Origin of the sequence: Chengkuizengella axinellae, assembly GCF_030730905.1 — a bacterium.
Taxonomy (GTDB): domain Bacteria; phylum Bacillota; class Bacilli; order Paenibacillales; family KCTC-33759; genus Chengkuizengella; species Chengkuizengella axinellae.
On sequence record NZ_JAVAMP010000002.1, the window covers coordinates 404,102 to 423,078 of the forward strand.

General features: G+C 34.8%; 11 protein-coding genes. 8 read left to right on the forward strand and 3 right to left on the reverse strand.

Annotation, left to right across the window (positions count from 1 at the left end; translation table 11 throughout):
* Positions 1 to 649 precede the first annotated feature (649 nt).
* The 3 genes from Q5Y73_RS07565 (at position 650) to Q5Y73_RS07575 (ending at position 8,993) form a co-directional block, all read left to right on the forward strand.
* Positions 650 to 4,129 carry a collagenase gene (locus Q5Y73_RS07565; protein WP_305991251.1) on the forward strand — a complete coding sequence of 1,160 codons (3,480 nt, stop codon included), beginning with the start codon at positions 650 to 652 and terminating at the stop codon, positions 4,127 to 4,129.
* 182 nt (positions 4,130 to 4,311) lie between these two features.
* On the forward strand, positions 4,312 to 7,821 hold the full coding sequence (locus Q5Y73_RS07570; protein WP_305991252.1) for a PKD domain-containing protein: 3,510 nt from the start codon (positions 4,312 to 4,314) through the stop codon (positions 7,819 to 7,821).
* Between the two features lie 251 nt (positions 7,822 to 8,072).
* A complete protein-coding gene (locus Q5Y73_RS07575; RefSeq protein WP_305991253.1) occupies positions 8,073 to 8,993 on the forward strand; it encodes a glycerophosphodiester phosphodiesterase family protein in 921 nt (306 codons plus the stop codon).
* A 53-nt stretch (positions 8,994 to 9,046) separates the two neighbouring features.
* On the opposite strand, the gene Q5Y73_RS07580 is transcribed toward Q5Y73_RS07575, so the two are convergent.
* The 3 genes from Q5Y73_RS07580 to Q5Y73_RS07590 all read right to left on the reverse strand — a co-directional run bounded on the left by Q5Y73_RS07580 (position 9,047) and on the right by Q5Y73_RS07590 (position 11,348).
* Entirely contained in the window at positions 9,047 to 10,318 is a 1,272-nt protein-coding gene (locus Q5Y73_RS07580; RefSeq protein WP_305991254.1) for a serpin family protein, read from the reverse strand.
* Positions 10,319 to 10,404: 86 nt separating this feature from the next.
* The gene (locus Q5Y73_RS07585; RefSeq protein WP_305991255.1) at positions 10,405 to 10,968 is read right to left on the reverse strand and encodes a beta-class carbonic anhydrase; all 564 of its coding nucleotides are present in this window, start codon (positions 10,966 to 10,968) and stop codon (positions 10,405 to 10,407) included.
* Positions 10,969 to 11,024: 56 nt separating this feature from the next.
* Positions 11,025 to 11,348, reverse strand: coding sequence for an iron-sulfur cluster biosynthesis family protein (locus Q5Y73_RS07590; protein WP_305991256.1), 324 nt, complete (start codon positions 11,346 to 11,348; stop codon positions 11,025 to 11,027).
* 136 nt (positions 11,349 to 11,484) lie between these two features.
* On the opposite strand from Q5Y73_RS07590, the gene Q5Y73_RS07595 reads away from it, so the two are divergent.
* From Q5Y73_RS07595 to mutS, 5 genes are all read left to right on the forward strand, one after another.
* On the forward strand, positions 11,485 to 12,996 hold the full coding sequence (locus Q5Y73_RS07595) for a carboxypeptidase M32 (RefSeq protein WP_305991257.1): 1,512 nt from the start codon (positions 11,485 to 11,487) through the stop codon (positions 12,994 to 12,996).
* 95 nt (positions 12,997 to 13,091) lie between these two features.
* Positions 13,092 to 14,054: an aromatic acid exporter family protein gene (locus tag Q5Y73_RS07600; RefSeq protein WP_371320170.1), complete on the forward strand. Its 963-nt coding sequence runs from the start codon at positions 13,092 to 13,094 to the stop codon at positions 14,052 to 14,054.
* Positions 14,055 to 14,108: 54 nt separating this feature from the next.
* Complete coding sequence (gene cotE / locus Q5Y73_RS07605; protein ID WP_305991258.1) at positions 14,109 to 14,675, forward strand: outer spore coat protein CotE; 567 nt, start codon at positions 14,109 to 14,111, stop codon at positions 14,673 to 14,675.
* Between the two features lie 154 nt (positions 14,676 to 14,829).
* Complete coding sequence (locus Q5Y73_RS07610; protein ID WP_305991259.1) at positions 14,830 to 16,221, forward strand: putative amidoligase domain-containing protein; 1,392 nt, start codon at positions 14,830 to 14,832, stop codon at positions 16,219 to 16,221.
* A 74-nt stretch (positions 16,222 to 16,295) separates the two neighbouring features.
* The gene (mutS, locus tag Q5Y73_RS07615) at positions 16,296 to 18,974 is read left to right on the forward strand and encodes a DNA mismatch repair protein MutS (RefSeq protein ID WP_305991260.1); all 2,679 of its coding nucleotides are present in this window, start codon (positions 16,296 to 16,298) and stop codon (positions 18,972 to 18,974) included.
* Positions 18,975 to 18,977 lie beyond the last annotated feature (3 nt).

Sequence of the window (18,977 nt, forward strand, 5' to 3'; positions counted from 1 at the left end):
TTACCTAGTATATTATCTCATTTATTTGAAAAAATATCAAAAATATATAGAGAATCTTATTTTCATTGTGTGTTAATAACCTAAAGACAAGATAATTAAATATTTTTTTCATAATACATCATTTTTATTCAAATATTTTATTGAAAAAAAAGAAGAAAATTGTTGAAGGATTCCAATATCTAACATATAATATGGTCATACCATTATATATTATGATGTTATAACCTTTTGAAAGGTGGTGGTATTATCAGTGGAAGCGACTAACTGAAAAGTAAAAGCTAATTCAGATATCATTACTATTTTTTACACTCCATAATTTAGAAACATTCATTCTTCTTCTTTGGTTAATTAACCCCTGTAATAGTTATAATCCTTCTTTATTAATCATTTTACCTGTACCAATACTATTATTTTTTCTTTCACCTTAGTAAATTTAATTCCACCAATTACAGTTGCAAGTATAGAAAAATCGAAGTAACGATGGATATAAATTTGAAAAGACTTTACTTTTACTGCAGTTAATCGTATCTGCAAAAGAAAATTAAAACATAACATCAAGTGTAAGCGTTTACATGTTAGGGAGGTGGTACCTTTTTGTTTATTTACTGTGTGTTGATTACTTAAAATAAAAAAGTGGAGGTATTTTCTTGTGAAGCTCATTTCAAAAAAAATATTTGGTAAAATTTTAGTTTCAATCCTTGCTTTCTGCCTTGTTTTTCCCTCAGGTTTTGCTTTTTCTGCTCAAAACTCTAAATATTCAAGTTCTACTCAAGAACGACGTGCACCTGCAGTAATAAAGCAAACCAACATTCAAAATCAGGAAAGCATTCATGTGAAAGATGCAAGTGAGTTTGAACGTTATCGCCCTGCAAGACCTACTATTTCTGGACAAACAGCTGATAAACAAACTGTAAGTATATCTACAAATCATGAATACACTTTTGATGATTTAGTTCGTTTATCTTACGCAGATTTAGTAGATGCATTAGTCACCATTAGTACAGATGAAATTACAGATTTCTGGACATATAGTCAGGATGTAGTTGATTTTTATCGGGATAGACAACGGCTCTTGTATCTAATTGATGAAATCGAATACAGGGGCTCTCGATTTACATCTAATGATGATCAAGGTTTGGCGACCTTAATTGAAGTGTTAAATAAAGGTTTTTTATATCAATGGGATTATCCTGATCCTGACATGGAATATTTAAATGATTTATCTTTTCGAGGTGAGGTTACCCCAGCTGTTCTTTCTGTGATGAATAATCGAGATTTTACCCTTGGTACGGATACACAAGAGGAAGTAGTTACACAGGTAGGGTATTTAATTAATCATGCAACCACGGATCTTACAATGTTTGACGAAGCATATTCAATCATCAGTGATTTTAACGATCGAGTAGATACTTATATTACAGATCTTTCAAAAACGGATGCTATCTACGCTTTATTAAGTGGTACAGAATACAATTTATATTACAACTATCGTAATGGGAATTATAATTCTCCTAATCAAGCTCCTTGGTATGGACAAATCGATACATTTTTTAATGAAGTGGCTTATATCTTGACGTTTGATCAATTTGCAGATACTGATCATGAATGGTTAATTGATAATGCTGTTTTTGTAATCACGGAAGAAGGACGATTTCATAGCAACGCTAACTTTGCTTTAAATACATTTGAGGATGCATTAAATTCATATCCATATTATGGGGGGATTTATCTAGCACTTGCTAACGCAGTTGATAATTTAGGCGGAAATATCAACTATGATGCTGTCGTAGCGGATTATGAAGACTATTATTATGGAAATCATTATTCCTTTGATGATGGGGAGTTTATTATCAAAGCAGGAGATAGAGTGTCGAGACAAGATATTGAAAGAATTTTTTGGGCTGCAAAAGAAGAGAAAGCTCAATTTCATAGACTATATGGAACGGATGATCCTGTTGAAGCTGGTAATCCAGATGATGTATTAACTGCTATTATTTATAATGATAGAGATGAGTATCGTATGAATTGGCATTTAAATGGTGTGGGAACAGATAATGGTGGAATTTATATTGAGAGTTGGGGAACGTTTTTTACATGGGATCGTGTTGTGCCAACTGACAGTATTTATGAATTAGAAGAACTGTTCAGACACGAATATTTCCATTACCTGCAAAGCAGATTCTTAGTTCCTGGTATGTGGGGAGACACAGCGTTATATGATTACGATCGCTTGGTATGGGTTGAAGAAGGTGGCGGAGAGTTCTTCGCAGGTGCAACTAGAACCGGGATTGATACTAGATCAACAAAAATAGGTAATATCCATTCGAATCCGTCGGATCGTTATACATTGGATGAAGTATTACATGGAACTTATGGTTCATGGGACATTTATGACTATTCTTATGCATTTTATGATTTCATTTACAACAATCACATGGAGATCTTTGATGAAGTAAAGGAATATGTTAGCAATGAAGATGCTGCAGGATTTGACCGTTATATGGATGATTTATCGAGAGATTCTAGTTTAGAGGCCGAATTCCAAGATCATGTGCAAGCGTTGGTTGATGACGGTGGTAGAGTTGTTTTAGTAGAAGACGATTATTTGGATAATCATTCAACTAGATCTCTTGACACAATTAGCGGTGATATTACAAGTGAAATTAGTTTGAGTAATGTAACAGAAAGAACGTATACTTCAGATTTATTTGATACTTATACAGTAGAGGGTAGATATGAAGGAGGAAGATCAACAGGAGAAACAAATGATAGAGAGCAAATGAACAATATTGTAAATCAGGTATTAGGGAGCTTAGATATTCAGTGGAGTGGTTATAGAACAGTTACAGCCTATTTTGTAAACCACAGCGTCAATGCAAGAGGGAATTATGAGTACGAAGTTGTATTCCATGGCTTGCTTACTGGAGATGGAACAGGTAATTCAAATGATAGACCTACAGCATTCGCTGAAAGTTCAACATCAACTGCAGATGTCGGTGAAACTGTATCCTTCTATGGAGATCGTTCTACTGACAGTGATGGAACAATAGCATCCTATGAATGGAACTTTGATGATGGATCTACAAGCACAAGGCAAAATCCAACACATTCATTCTCTTCATCTGGTAATTATAGTGTAACTTTAACTGTGACGGATAATGAGGGAGCTACGGATACGGATACAATTACAATTACTGTAGGTAACACTACACCACCTTCTTCTGGTACCGAAACGGAACCAAATAACAGAAAGTCGGATGCAAGTGTTTTTACAGAGAGTGTAAGTGCTCATCTTGATGCAGATGCAGGCGATCACACAGATTGGTTTACATTTGACGTTGCTTCTAGCGGTGATGTAACTTTTGATTTAACTTATACAAGTCCAGATTTTAATATAGAAGTGGAGGATGCAAATGGGGTTGTAGTTGCTCGTCCGTTAAGTAACGCTACAGCAAATCTATCGGCAGGTACTTATTACATTATAGCGTATACATGGAGCGGTTATCCTCCTCTTGATTATACGATTTCTTTAGTAGGCGGAGGTGGTGGTTCTACGAATGATGCACCTGTAGCTTTAGCTGAAAGCTCCACAGCAACTGCAGAAGTCGGTGAACAGGTAACCTTCTTTGGAGATGGTTCTTCTGATAGTGATGGAACCATTATTTCTTATGCATGGAATTTCGATGATGGGGATACAAGTACAAGTCAAAATACAAGGCACACTTTCACTGCAGCAGGGATTTATAATGTCTCATTAACAGTGACAGATGATCAGGGTGCTACAAATGCCGATACAATTACCATTACTGTCGGATCTGCAACTCCTCCAAGTAATGGTGTTATCCTTGAGGAAAGCGGAACATTAAACAGTACCAATACAGGCGTTAACTATTACTTTACAGCTGTTGGAAATGGTACGACAACCATTACATTAACCGCTGGAAGCGCTGATGATGCAATCACTTGGCAGTTATATGAAACAGCAACGGGAACACGAGTAGGTTGGGCTAGGCAAAATGGTAATGTTCATGAATACACGATGGATCTTGTACCAGGAACGGAGTATGAGCTTTCTGTTTATACTTGGGAGAACTTTACTATTAATTATGATGTTGTTGTAACGGAATAGATCATGAATTTTTAGTAGAAAGTTAATTAAGCAGTAGAAGAGAGGATTCCTCCTTCTACTGCTTGAAAATGAATGCTGATTTGCAAATATACGTGGGAAATAATTCAATTCGATTGTTTGAGATATTATACAGATAGTATACGATCCCTCAGTGTGCTATAAAAAATTGGAGGTAGATTCTATTGAATTTTTTTATGAATAATTTATTTGGTAAGATAGTAATTTCATTACTTATAATGTGTCTGATGTTTCCTTCAAGTTACATTTCTTTGGCCCAACAATCTAATGATATCAAGCAAGGCCAAGAAAGGGGAGATACGGTCGCACATATACAAAGGATGAGTAAGTCTTTACAAAATGAAAGAAGTATTCATGTTAAAGATAACTCAGGATTTAAATGGTATGAGCCAGCAAGACCTCAATCTCATCAAGGGTCTGTTAAAGAAAAGGAAGTAAATAAACTTCAACCTGTAAGTATTTCCAATAATCACGAATATTCATTTAGAGATCTTGCCGGTTTATCCTACGTAGATTTAGTTAATGTTTTAGAAACGATAACCATAGATGAAATCACCGACTTTTTTAACTATAGCCAAGATATAGTAGATTTTTATCGTGATGAACAACGCCTTAGATACCTCATTAATGAAATTGAATATAGAGGTTCACGGTATACAGCAAATGATGATATGGGTTTGGAAACGCTGATTAGAGTATTAAATGAAGGTTTCTATTATGGGTTTGATTATGAAGATCCTGATCTTGCCTATTTAGAGGATGTATCATTTAGAGGAGAAATGACTCCAGCCATTCTCTCGATCATGGATAACCCTAATTTTGAGCTAGGAACGACTACGCAAGAGACAGTGATAATAGAACTAGGTTATATGCTCGGTCATGCAGAAACAGACATTGCCATGTTTGATGCTTTTTTACCCCTCATTAGGGAGTTTAATGATCAGGTGAATACTTATATTGAAGACAATTCTAAAGCAGATGCTGTGGTTACTGTCATGCGTGGACTACAATACAATCTTTATTACACTTTTCGATATACACCATATAACTCCATTGATGAAGCCCCATGGTATGGACGAATCGATTCATTTTTCAATGAAATAGCCTACATGTTGAATTTTGACCAGTTTGCCAATACAGAACACGAATGGGTAATAGATAATGCTCTTTATGTCATAAAAGAAAGAGGCATATATCATAGTAACAGTAATTTTACAATAGACACGCTTAATGATGCATTAAGTTCATATCCATATTACGGTTTGCTTTATTTATCTATAGCTGAAGGAATTAATGAATTGGGTGGAAGTATTAATTATGACGTCATAGTTGCTGATTACGAAGATTACTTATATGGTAATCATTATAGTTTTGATGATGGAACATTCATAATAAAGGCAGGAGATCGAGTACCTCAAGAAAAAATAAAAAGACTTTACTGGGCTTCTAAGGAAGAAAAAGCACAATTTCATCGATTGTATGGTATCGATGAACCTGCTGAGTTGGGAAATCCAGACGACGTATTAACTGCGATTATTTACAATGATCAAGATGAATACAGAATGAACTATTATTTGAATGGTGTTAGTACAGATAACGGTGGTATTTATATTGAAAGCATAGGAACATTTTACACCTGGGATAGAGAAGTACCTAGAGACAGTAGTTATGAGCTGGAAGAACTTTTCCGACACGAATATTTTCATTTTCTTCATAGTAGATTTGTGGTTCCTGGTTTTTGGGGAAGAACTGACATGTATGATAATAGCCGAATGGTATGGGTTGATGAAGGAGGCGGAGAGTTTTTAGCAGGAGCAACTAGAACAGGAATTGATGTTCGAGCATCGATGGCAGATAATTTCCCTTCCAATCCAGCTGAGTGGTATACGTTGGATCAAGTACTGCATGGAACGTATGGGGCTTGGGAACTTTATGATTATAGTTTTGCATTCTATGACTATATGTATAAATACCGTATGGATATTTTCGATAATATAAATGAGTATTTATTCAACGAAGATGCTGCAGGTTTTGATCGGTATATGGATGAATTATCAAATGATAGAAACTTAGAAGCAGAGTATTACGATCATATACAAAGGTTGATTAATGACGGAGGAAGGGATGTATTAGTAGAGGATGATTATTTGTTGAATCATTCGGAAAGATCACTAGCTACGATAAGTGATGATATTACAAGAGAAATAAACTTGAGTAATGTCTTTGAAAGAACCTATACTTCTGATTTAGTGAATACCTATACTGTAGAAGGCACGTACGTAGGAAGCAGATCATTTGGAGAAGAAGACGATAGAGAAGATATGAATGTTATTGTAAATCAGGTGTTAGCAAGCTTAGATACTCAGTGGAGTGGTTATAGAACAGTTACTGCTTATTTTGTAAATCATAGTGTGAACTCAAGTGGAAATTACGTGTATGATGTTGTATTCCACGGAATGCTTACTGGAGATGGAACAGGTAATTCAAATGATAGACCTACAGCATTTGCTGAAAGTTCAACTTCAACTGCAGATGTCGGTGAAACTGTATCCTTCTATGGAGATCGTTCCTCTGATAGTGATGGAACCATTGCATCTTATGAGTGGAACTTTGATGATGGATCTATAAGTACAAGAGAGAATCCAACACATTCATTCTCATCAGCAGGTAACTATAATATTACTTTAACGGTGACGGATAATGATGGATCTACGGATACGGATACAATTACAATTACTGTACTGGGTGATGGTGGAACTCCTCCTTCTGATACCGAAACTGAACCTAACAATAGAAGGTCTGATGCAGATGTTATCACTGGCAGCATCAGTGGTACTTTGGATGATGCAGCAGGAGACTGGTCAGATTGGTTTACATTTGAAGTAACTTCTAGTGGTAGTGTGACGATTAGTGTCACGGGTAATGATGCCAATTTCAGCATTGTAGTAGAAGATGAAAATAGAAATGTTGTAGCTTATCCACTTCGTGATAGTATAGCGAATTTAGCTGCGGGTACCTACTATGCTGAAATCTATACATGGGCTGGTTATCCTCCTGTTGATTATACGATCTCTGTTTCAGGAGGAGGCGGTGGTTCTACGAATAATGCACCTGTAGCTTTAGCTGAAAGCTCCACAGCAACTGCAGAAATCGGTGAACAGGTAACCTTCTTTGGAGATGGTTCTTCTGATAGTGATGGAACGATTACTTCTTATGCATGGAATTTCGATGACGGGGATACAAGCACAAGTCAAAATACAAGACACACCTTCACTGCTGCAGGAAATTATAATGTTTCTTTAACAGTGACAGATGACCAGGGAGCTACGAATACAGACACGATTACCATCACTGTCGGATCTGCAACTCCTCCAAGTGATGGTGTTATCCTTGAGGAAAGCGGAATATTAAACAGTACCAATACAGGCGTTGACTATTACTTTACAGCTGTTGGGAATGGTACGACCACTATTACATTAACCGCTGGAAGCGCTGATGATGCCATCACTTGGCAGTTATATGAAACAGCAATGGGTACACGAGTAGGTTGGGCTACGCAAAATGGTAATGTTCATGAATATACGATGGATCTTGTGCCAGGAACCGAGTATGAGCTTTCTGTTTATACTTGGGAGAACCTCACCATTAATTATGGTGTTGTTGTAACTGAATAATTGGATGAATTTAGTGTATAAAGTGATATAGAATGTAAGCGGTGTTCAAAAAGTTTGGTTAATTCAAACTTTCTTGGACATCGCTTTTGTTTTTGTGTGATAATAAAAAAATAAAGGATTTAGGAGAATGACACAGAATAATTTACTGTAAGCGCTTATATTTTGTTTGCAAAAAAATATATCTTCATATCTAAATACGTGATAAAATAATGGTTGTTTTGAAAATAAAATAAATATAATAGGTGATGCAGGTGGAATCTCAGATTGAATCGAAGAAAAGTAAAAAACGTATAAAAAAGATGAAGTGGCTGTTTTCGATATTAAGCGTCATCGGATGTTTATTTATTATTTTTCAATTTATTCCTGTTAAAAAACAAGAAAAAAATGTGTTTATCAGTGATGGCAGTCCCCTCGTTATAGCACATCGCGGTGGAGCTGACATCATGCCCGAAAATACATTAACAGCATTTGAACATTCCAGGCAAATGGGTGTAGATGCATTAGAATTTGATGTTCATTTATCAAAAGATGGTAAAATCGTAGTTATGCATGATGAAACCTTAGATCGAACAACGGATGGAACAGGTTTTATAGCTAATTATACGCTTGATGAATTGAAAAAGCTCGATGCGGGTTATCACTTTAAAGATGAACAAGGAAACTTTGCTTTTCGAGGGAAAGGGGTTACAATCCCTACTCTGAAGGAAGTATTTGATGGGTTCTCAGATCTACCTATGGTAATAGAAATAAAACCCGAAAATAAAGAGTTGACTGAAAAAGTTTACGAAATGATAAAAGAATATAATCTTGAAAGTCAGGTCATCATTAATTCTTTCTATGAAACTGTGTTGACATGGTTTTATGAATTGGCAGGAGATGAGATTCCTATAGGAGCAGGACCTGATACAGTTAAAAAGTACGTAATCTCAAATAAACTGTATCTAGACCGTTTGATCCCGCTCAATGTGAGTGCATTTCAATTGCCGATGGAGGATTCCGGAATTAATCTAACTACAAAACGAATTATTCAATCACTGCAAGATCGTAATATTGTCGTTCAATATTGGACGATTAATGAAGTTACAGATATGGAGAAACTTATTGATTTAGGTGTTGATGGGATTATAACCAATAAACCTGATCTATTGCTTGAAGTATTAAACCGTTCCTAATGGAACGGTTTTTTAATTTTTTCAAGTAAAATTTTATATAAGTATATCTTAGTTTACATTGTAGGGTCCACAACTGATCCTAAAAATAGTTTTTTATCAGTTTCTTGTTCTTGGATGACGAAGAAAAAAGGTCGGTTTACTTTCATTTCAAACAGATGAGAAGATTCAATCGCGGAGGTGAATACTACTGTAACAGAAGTCACCGCAGCGGCCTCAGTCCCATTTTCATTAACGTCAATAAATGATTGATGTTGTACCTTGCTAATATATAAGTTTTGGTTTGAAGATGTTTCGGACATGTTTGAAAAATCAGCAGAATTTTGGTCAAATGCAACTTCCATGCCAAGGTCTTTTAAAACATCATTCAAGCTTATGTCAAATTTCATTTGAAAACTAGGGAGATAAATATTGCCTTCTAATTCCTTAAAAGGGATATCCCATTCATTCGTATTGGTTAGGAACTGTTGTTGAACTTTTTCGAGTCCGATGTTCTCTTTGGGTAAAATAATCATCATATTAAACTTCTCATCACCATAAGGAAGTTGAATGGCCTGGTAGTTTTCTTGTTCCGCATATTGAAATGAACCCTGTTGATTCATCAACTTCACCTTTTTGATTGTCCCGTCTGATAAATAAAAGTGATCTTCTTTTGTATTATGCTCTAAAAATGGTTTAGTCCAATCTCCTTGGAAATATATTGCATTTATGATGAATAACAGCACGTTTGGAGAAATGGAATCTCCAACCTTTTGTATTTTCCCATTTGTTTGGTTGTATACCCATTCGTTAATGATATCCATGGATTCTGATTTTGAAAAATCCAATCCTTCGACTTTTCCATCGTAAAAATCTTGATTATGCTTAATGAACTCTTCTTTCATATTTATATTACTATTTTCCCTGTACCACAAAGAGTTTGCGATATTTAATGTAACTTTTGAATCTGAGTTTTCCAGTTTTTTCTTCAATGAATGATTTGCTTCGTTTAAAGCTTTTAGGTCAATCCCTTTAATATGTAACATTTCTGCCATAGCATCTTTAGTTGTACTGTTTGCCCCATTATAAACGATAGATAATGCAGCACTAATGCTGTAAGGAGAGAGGAATATATTCTCCTCCTTTTTTTCCTGACTGATCTGATTAAAAAGTTCCATGCCAAATTGATTATATGAATCAATAATTTGTTTATCTACGTTTACTTCATTGCTTAGCGTAGAAGCTGAGATGGGATTCATTCTACTCTCTTCTGGGGATTGGAATATATTACAACTAGTTGATATCAAGACTACACATAAAGATAAAATCATAAATAATATTCGTTTCAAATGTAAAATCCCTCCTTTATGCTCTTAGACGAGTTAAAGAAGGGAAAAGTTGCATTTTATATGCTCAGATAGGAGTTTTCACTCTATTACTCATTGTATCCATCCACAACAACTTCAAGTTGTCCTGTTTCTGGGTGAATAATTAATCCATGAACAGGAATTCCTACAGGCAGGAGTGGGTGTTTTTTTACAACCGTTACACTATTTTTAACACCTTCTTCTACACTATCAAAACCTTTTAACCAACTAGAGAGTTGAACACCTGAGTTTTCAATTGTTTTTATTGTATCATCAGAAATGCCTTCATTTTTTATATCCTGTATCATGCTTTCGGCATTTAAGCCAGTCATTCCACATCCATGATGGCCAATCACATAAACTTCCTCAGCGTTTAATTTATAAATGGCAACAAGGATGCTACGCATTACATTGCCAAAAGGCTCCCTTACTATGGCTCCTGCTGTTTTGAGTATTTTTGCATCTCCATTTTTAATATTAGTCGCTTTAGGAAGCAATTCTACTAAACGCGTATCCATGCAAGTCAAGATCACCATTTTTTTATCTGGGAACTTAGAAGTTCGAAATTGCTCATACTGCTTGTTTTCTACAAATTGTTCATTAAATTTTAGTATGTCTGTTAAGGTACTCATAGGTTTCTCCCCTCGTATAAATATGTAGTTTGATTTTTATTCATCTATAATGATTTTCAATTTTTAGAATGAAGCTTTAAAGTGGAGTTGTATATTTGTTGCTTGCTGCTTAAAGAAAAGGATTTTTTACTAGCATTATAATCTAGCTTTAACTCATCTTCAAAGAAGACCTCATGTCTAGAATCATACAAGAAGGGGATGGAATCAGCCATAGTTTCCATGTCGAATTCTTGTTTTTCATCTACAATCCATAATTGAGCAACACCGCTCATAATGCACCCACAACCCTCAGCGTCATGTGCGATTTTAATGTATTGATGTTCAGTATTTATTTTTTTAACAATTTCATCTTTTGCATTGTCTGTTACATTGATGTGCATAAAAATTCACTTCTTTCACATATAGATGATTTTCTTATTTTAGCATATTTTCATTCCTGAAGGTAAGTTCGGGTTTGAAGTTTTTGAAATTACAGCAGGATAGCAGTATACTAAATTTGAAAAGGAGAGTGAGTTTATGAGTCAACAAAAACTAGCTGCTTTTAAAGAAATTGTACAAAAAATAAATCATTATCATGAAGCACTATCTGTTTTATTTTGGGACCTAAGAACAGGTGCCCCTAAAAAAGGTGTAGAGGGACGTTCTGAAGTGATAGGTATGTTATCAACTGAACAGTTTAATCTTTCGACCTCAGATCAATTAGGAGAGTGTTTAGATCAATTATCAGAAACGTCAGTATTTGAAGGATTGAGCAATGTTGAACAAAGAATGGTGACAGAGTATAAAAAAGATTATGACAGAAACAAAAAAATACCTGTGGATTTATTTAAAGAAAATGTAATATTGACCTCTCAATCAGAGTCTGTTTGGGAAGAAGCAAAAGAGAAGTCAGATTTTTCTCTTTTTCAACCCTATTTAGAAAAGGTTGTTCAATTTAAGAAACAATTTATTGAGTATTGGGGAGTTAAGGGAACTCCTTATGACACGTTGCTTGATATTTATGAACCTGACATTACAGCAAAACAATTAGATCAAGTATTTGGTTCGTTAAGAGAGAAATTAGTTCCTTTAGTAGCTCAAATTGGTGAGTCCTCGAATAAACCAAATACTTCATTTTTGCATCAGTCTTTTAGTGAGGAGAAACAACGTGAATTTAGTTTATTTATATTAGAGGAAATAGGGTATGACTTAGGTGCTGGAAGATTGGACAAAGCGGTTCATCCTTTCATGATTGATTTAAACTTAAGGGATATTCGAATTACAACTAATTATTACCCTAATGATATTACGTTTTCCCTATTTTCCAGTCTGCATGAAGGCGGACATGCTTTATATGAACAAAACATTTCTCCAGATTTAATAGGCACTGGACTATGTACTGGAGCTTCAATGGGAATTCATGAATCTCAATCTAGGTTCTGGGAAAATATGATCGGACGAAGCTTACCATTTTGGAAAAGATATTATAATCATTTGAATGAGGTTTTCCCACAGGCTTTTAGTGATGTATCCGTAGAGGACTTCTACAGAGGTACGAATGAAGCTAAGCCATCATTAATTCGAATTGAAGCAGATGAATTAACTTATAATTTACATGTTATGATTCGATATGAGCTGGAAAAAGCACTGTTTAACGAAGATTTAAAAGTGGCTGATTTACCGCAAGCCTGGAATGAAAAATATACTGAGTATTTAGGTGTAACACCATCCCATGATGGGGAAGGAGTATTACAGGATGTTCATTGGTCTGGTGGAGATTTTGGATATTTTCCATCCTATTCATTAGGAAACATTTATGCCGCACAATTCATGAACACCATTCAAAAACAACTTCCAGATTTTGATACATACGTTGAAAATGGAAATTTACAGCCTATTAAACAGTGGTTGACGGAAAATATTTATCAGTATGGGAAATTATTAACACCTGCTGAAATCCTTAAACAAGTGACTGAGGAAGATATTAATCCTAATTATCTGATTCAATATCTCGAAACGAAATTTAAAGGAATATATGGAATTAACTAAGATAAAGTTTCAGTGGGGGCCTGTACCTCACTGATCTTTTCTACATAAAAAAAAGGTAGTCAACATTTACAAGGTTACTCTGCACTCCTAAAGAGGTGAACATCATAGGAATTCGAATCATAAAAACAGCAATTGCAACGGTTATCGCAATATATATCGCTACCTACTTTCAATTAAGCTTTCCTTTATCTGCAGGTTTATTAGCTATTCTAGGGGTTGATGTGACTAGAAGAAGAAGTTTACTGAACGTATTGCATCGCATTTTAGCTTCTGTATTAGGATTATTGTTAGCTTCATTCTTGTTTTATATTGTTGGGTTTTACATTTGGGTGATTGGAGTTTACATTCTCTTGGCCTATCCGATTTTATCTAAAATGAAATTAAAGGATGGAATTGTGACTAGTTCTGTTATTGTTTTTCATGTTTTTAGTGTACAAACTATTCATTTTGATGTTATTTTAAATGAAATCTGGCTATTATTGATTGGATTAGGTTCCGCAACACTCATCAATTTCTTATATATGCCTAAAGTAGAATTAAACATGAAAACGATTCGTAATCAGGTTGAAGATTTGCTGTCTGAAATATTTAATCAAATGTCATATCACTTAAAGGATAGCTCCACTATTTGGCAAGGGAAAGAAATCATTGAAGTTGAAAAAAAGATAAATGAAGGTTTGGAATTGGCGAAGAGATTTAGTGAAAATAATTTATTTCGTCAAGAAAATGAATGGCTGAATTATTTTCACATGAGAAGCAGGCAAATGGAATCCATACATAAGATGGTCAATTTAGTTGCTCAGGTATACGAATCCATACCTCAAGGCAAAATGACAGCAGCGGTTTTTGATGAGTTAGTGAAAGAAGTAAAGGAAGAGTTTTACACAGGTAGAGTCCTAGATGACTTGAAAAGAGTTGAAACGCTTTTTAAAGAAATGGAACTGCCAAAAACGCGTAAAGAATTTGAGGTTAGATCGGCAATTTTACAGCTATGTTTAGAGCTTAAAGATTATTTGAACATAGCAAAAAAAGAAAAGAAAAAGTTTTTGTCACTATAGACCAATGTCCTGCATACAATTTTAAAGAATGATTGTATGGAGGAGGTTAATAGGATGTCAATCACAGATAAAGACTTATCGTATAGAGAAATAATTACGAAAGCTGTTTGTGGTAAAGGTCGGAAATTTTCACAAGTAACACATACCATCACTCCACCTCATAAACCTACTAGTGTTTTGGGGGTATGGCTTATTAACCATCAGTATGAAGCTGTGAAATCTGATGATGGCATTGAAGTCGTTGGTACTTATGATATTAACTTTTGGTATTCTTATGACAACAATTCACAGACTGAAGTAGCCAAGGAAACATTATCTTATGTTGAAGCGGTCCCTCTATCTTATCTGGATCCAAATCATAGAAAAGCTACTGCAGAAGTATTTGCTGAAACAACACAAGAGCCTAGTTGTGTTGAAGCGAATATCGTCACTTCTGGCAATGCTGTTCGGATTAAAGTTGAGCGTGAATATAAGGTGGAAATGGTTGCGGAAACGAAAGTATGTGTATTAGTGAACGAAAATGGTATTGATGAGCTTGATGGCGAAAAAGATTTCGATTTTGATTACGAAGGCGGAGACTTTGAAGATTTAGATCCAGATCTCTTAGACGATGATATTTAAAAACTGAATACTTAATCTTATCATATGAAATTAAAGGGATTTTGGAGAGGGCGTGAGCCCTTTTTTTCTCTTTAAAAAATAAAAAAATAGTTCGAATTCAAAGGGAAACTTTCTTGAACAACCTTAATTAGGAACATTAAATAGGTGATGGATATTGAATGATTTGTTTTTGTTGCATGGTAACGACCCCGCTTTAAAGGTTTTATGGTATAACTCATTACTTCCTCATGGTACTGAGTTGCCTCATAATGCTTCAGAAGATACAGTGATTATTCAATGGGGTAGCGATGTCCATGTACCTAAAGGTAGTAAAGTTTTAAATCCATCTGGCTTAACGAAGAGAGCTTTGGATAAAGAGTGGACGATGAAAACATTAAAACATCAAGGGGTGCATGTACAAACACCTTTCAGTCAACCTGCTTATCTACAAGTGTATTTGGTTCCTGTTTTTCATTTGAACATATTAGCTCTTTATCAATGTTCTCTTCATACTGAAAAAGTACATTACCCCCATAAATTAGTGAATCTAGATGTAAGAAATAGACAGCATAGATTAATTAGCCGTTATGCTATGAGAGCGATTTATGCATTAGGTTTAGATTTTGGTGTTGTGAAAGTTGGAGTGATTTCAGCAAGGAGATGTACGATATTAGATGTGAACCCGAATCCTGAGATGGATCGAGTAAACGCGAAATTATTTGCTGGTGCTATTCATACTTATCATAAAGAACTGATTGAAGAGAGGAAGAGAACGAAAGTTCCTGTGATTGGAACAGATTTAGAGTTTTTATTGCGAAATGCAAAAGGGAAAGTTACATTTGCATCTAAGTTTTTCGGTCGGAAAGGGCAGGTTGGGTGTGATTCCGTTGTGAATGGAAATAAATGGATTTTTCCTATCGCAGAGCTTAGACCCAGCCCTAGTAAAGAACCAATCCAAATCATAAATAATATTTATAAACTTATGCAATATGCTGAGAAACAAATTAATGATGCCAAAATTGAATGGGTGGCAGGTGGAATGCCGGTCAAAGGACTCCCATTAGGCGGACATATACATATAAGTGGAATATGGTTAAATTCATTTTTATTAAGAGCTTTTGATAATTATTTAACATTGCCGTTGATGATGATTGAAGATCAGACTTCATTGTTGAGAAGGCCTAAATATGGCTTTCTTGGTGATTTTCGTATACAGGTTTATGGATTTGAGTATCGGACTCCACCAAGCTGGATTGTATCCCCTGCTATCGCAAATGGGGTATTAACTTTGGCAAGGTTGATTGTGGATCACTATTGGATTTTAAATGAGAAACCTTTAGCCGATGAAATGAATCAGTTTCATTTTTATCAGGGGAATAAGGAATCGCTATATCCATATGTTAAAAAACTATGGAATGAACTTGAAAAGCTTGAATCTTATTCTTTTTATAGAGAGCATTTAATACCTTTAAAAAAACGTATATTTAGAATGAAACCCTGGAATGAGCAAAAAGATATTAGAAAAGTATGGAAAATACCTCCATTCGAGAACCTGTCTAAAAAGTAGGTTCTTTCTTTTTTCATTTTATAAGAAGTAATAAATCATGCTATAATATACAAAAAAATAGATTGAGGTCCGGTATGGTTAAATATACTCCAATGATGGAACAGTATCTTGAAATTAAAGAAAAAGCGAAAGATGCTTTTTTATTTTTTCGCCTTGGTGATTTTTATGAACTGTTTTTTGAAGATGCAAAGCTTGCAGCACAGGAATTAGAAATTACATTAACAGGTCGTGAAGGTGGGGCAAAAGAAAAAATACCAATGTGTGGTGTTCCCTATCATTCAGCTGAACAATATATTGCTAAACTTATTCAAAAAGGTTATAAGGTAGCAATCTGTGAGCAGGTGCAAAACCCAGCTGAAGCGAAAGGGGTTGTAAAAAGAGAAATTGTAAGAGTAATCACCCCAGGAACTGTCATGGAAGGGAAAATGCTTGGCGATCGCAGCAATAATTTCATTGTATGTGTTTCTCAATTAAATGATACTTACAGTTTGGCAGCATGTGATTTAACTTCAGGTGAATTATACGAAACAACAGGACAAGCTTCTCTAGACTTTGTAATTGATGAAATTGGAACTTATGCTCCTGTAGAAATTGTAACAGAAACCTCCCTTTACCCTTTATTACAAGAAAAGATGATACAGATTTCTCGAACAATTTTACTAAATGCATGGAAACAAAAGGACAATTTTATCGCTGCTAAGCAGTTTAAACCAGAATTATGGGAGCCCCTAAGTGATTCTTCAAAACATTGTATTTCAGTATTGATGTCATACTTGAACGAAACACAGAAGAGAACATTATCTCATATTACGAACATAAAAAGTTATGAAAATAATCAATATATGACACTAGATCCCTTTACGAGAAGGAATTTGGAATTAGTCGAAACGATAAGAGATCAGTCTAAAAAAGGTTCATTGTTATGGTTACTTGATCAAACGGTCACTTCCATGGGATCTCGTTTATTAAAAAGATGGGTAGACAAACCATTGATGAGCATTACTGCAATTAATTATCGTTTAAACATTGTTGATACTCTATATCAGCAATTTATCTTGAGAGAAGATTTGAGGGAAAAATTAAAAAACGTGTATGATCTAGAGCGTTTAGTTGGACGCATATCTTACGGGAATGCAAATGCTAGAGATCTTGTTGCTTTAAAAAAATCTTTGGAGCAAGTTCCAGCTCTTGTAAACATTTGTGAGAATTCTGGATCTGATCAATTGATGGCATTGGTTCATTCATTAGATCAATGCACGGATATAAAGGAACGAATTGGAAAAGCAATCATAGAAGATCCACCAATATCTGTAAAAGACGGATCGATGATTAAGGAAGGATATCATGAGTATCTTGATCAATTACGTGAGGCGAGTGTGAATGGAAAACAGTGGCTTGCTGAATTAGAACAAAGGGAAAGAGAAATAACAGGAATCAAAAAGCTGAAGATTGGTTATAACAAAGTTTTTGGATATTTTATAGAAATTACAAAAGCAAATATTAATCACCTTCCTGAGGGAAGATATGAAAGAAAACAAACGTTGGCTAATGCAGAGCGTTTCATTACTCCTGAATTAAAGGAAAAGGAAGCTCTGATATTAGAGGCTGAAGATAAAATGGTTGAGATAGAATATGAACTGTTTCATGAGCTGAGAAATGAGCTTAAGATTCAAATTCCAAGGTTGCAGCATCTTGCAAGTATTATCTCAACACTTGATGTTTATCAATCATTAGCAAAAGTGAGTGCAGATCACCAGTATTGCAAACCGGCAATGACTAATCAATATAATTTGATCGTTAGAGAAGGAAGGCATCCAGTAGTAGAAGCCATTTCTAAAGATCAAACTTTTATATCCAATGATACATTGTTTGAATCTGGGAATCAGAATATGCTGCTTATAACTGGTCCTAATATGGCTGGGAAAAGTACTTATATGAGACAGGTTTCACTGGTTTGTATTATGGCTCAGATTGGTTGCTTTGTTCCTGCAACAGAGGCTGAAATTCCTGTCATTGATCGTATTTTCACAAGAATAGGAGCTGCTGATGATTTAGTTAGTGGCCAAAGTACATTTATGGTAGAAATGAAAGATATCCAAGTGATGACGGAGAAAGCAAGTCCCAAGAGTCTAGTAATCATTGATGAATTAGGTCGAGGTACTTCAACAAGTGAAGGGATGTCTATTGCTCAAGCTGTTATAGAATTTCTTCATAATGAAATAGGCTGTAAAACGTTGGTATCTACACATTTTCATGAATTAGCACATTTAGAAAAAAACTTGTCATGTTTAAAAAATTACAGCATGGCAGTGAAAGAAAGTGGAGACGAGGTAACGTTTTTACGCAAATTGATCAAGGGTGCAGCTAGTACTAGTTACGGAATTTATTGTGCACAAATCGCAGGAATACCAAATTCAATTATCGAAAGATCGTATCATTTACTGAGTTCGTTCGAATCACGCATAGAAGAAGGAGATGGTGAACAGAAGGATATATCAGTAATACGTGAATCGGCTGCAACAAAGAGTGTATTAGATCAGGAAGAGCAGCATGTTATAAAGGAAGATGAAGCGGATACCATTCAATTAAGTTTTTTTGAAGGATTAGAATCAAAAAAATTGAATGTAGAAGACAAACAAAAGCAAAAAAATAATGAAAATTTGATTGAAAAAGAGCTTAGAACCTTAGATTTATTAAATGTCACACCATTGCAAGCCATAAATATACTATCAGATTTAAAATCAAAGCTGTAATTT